The organism is Nocardia thraciensis (genome assembly GCF_054782435.1).
In genome coordinates this window covers 1-914 of record NZ_BAAGSM010000058.1, presented here as the reverse complement: position 1 = coordinate 914, position 914 = coordinate 1, and the positions used below count along the sequence as shown (strand labels likewise).

Below are 914 nucleotides of genomic sequence, written 5' to 3'. Positions count from 1 at the left end.
CGAGCGGGCGTAAGGAACACAGCGCTCGACGCGCGGCTTGTCCTGCGGGCTGCGGACCCGTGCTGGATCCACGACGAAGCCGCGGGATTCAGCGTACTCGCGGAACGAGTCGTTCAACCGGGGCTCGGTCGCGTTCGCCCGATCGACGATAGCCTTCATGTTGTCCGGGACCGCGACGGCGAACACGCCATCGAAGAACAGCCACGCGGCCTCGAATCCGGCGATGACGTCGTTCAATGTTTCCTGGTAGGTCGGGAAAACGAACATGTGCCGCGAATACACCGCGGTGAAGATCAGGCCCTTCACCACCCGCCGACGGCCTTCGACGTCGGTCAGCAGGCCGAGCCGGCCGAAGTCGACCTGCACCTCAGCACCGGGTTCGCAGTCAGCCACCCGCACCGTCGTGCGCCGCTTCCCGAACCCCAATTCCGTTGTGGCATAACGGTTCAACGTCCGATACGACACCACCACACCACGACGGGCGAGCAGAATATGAATCTTCGTCAGAGTCAGTCCCTGATCCAGCCACTGCTTGATCTGCTCGGACTGACCGGCCAGCATCTCCCACACATCGCTCTTACCGTTCGGCCGAGACCGACGAACCCCGGCGATCACCGCCGCCAGCAGCTCATCGGTCAACTGCTCCACACCGTCGCCGCGGTCCACGCCACACGACTGCGCTCTATCGACATACCGGCGCACCGTCTTGCGGTCGGTGCCCGACAGCCGGGCCACCTCCCGCAACCCGCGACCCTGCAGCCATAGCCGCAGCATCTCCCTGATCTCGATCACCGAAACCTCCCGGTAGCTCATCTGGCCAATACAGCGGCCGAGCGACCGGAAGCCCCGAAGCCACGCCGGGTGGTCCCATAACTGGCAAAACCGCTAGTCAGGTGGTCCCATAAGTGGCAAAC

The 914-nt window shown here is 64.1% G+C and carries 1 protein-coding gene; it reads right to left on the bottom strand.

What is annotated here, in order from left to right; genetic code table 11:
• A partial coding sequence (locus ACYVLQ_RS31765) for a transposase (RefSeq protein ID WP_460701232.1) occupies positions 1 to 792 on the bottom strand: 792 nt, incomplete at its 3' end.
• Positions 793 to 914 lie beyond the last annotated feature (122 nt).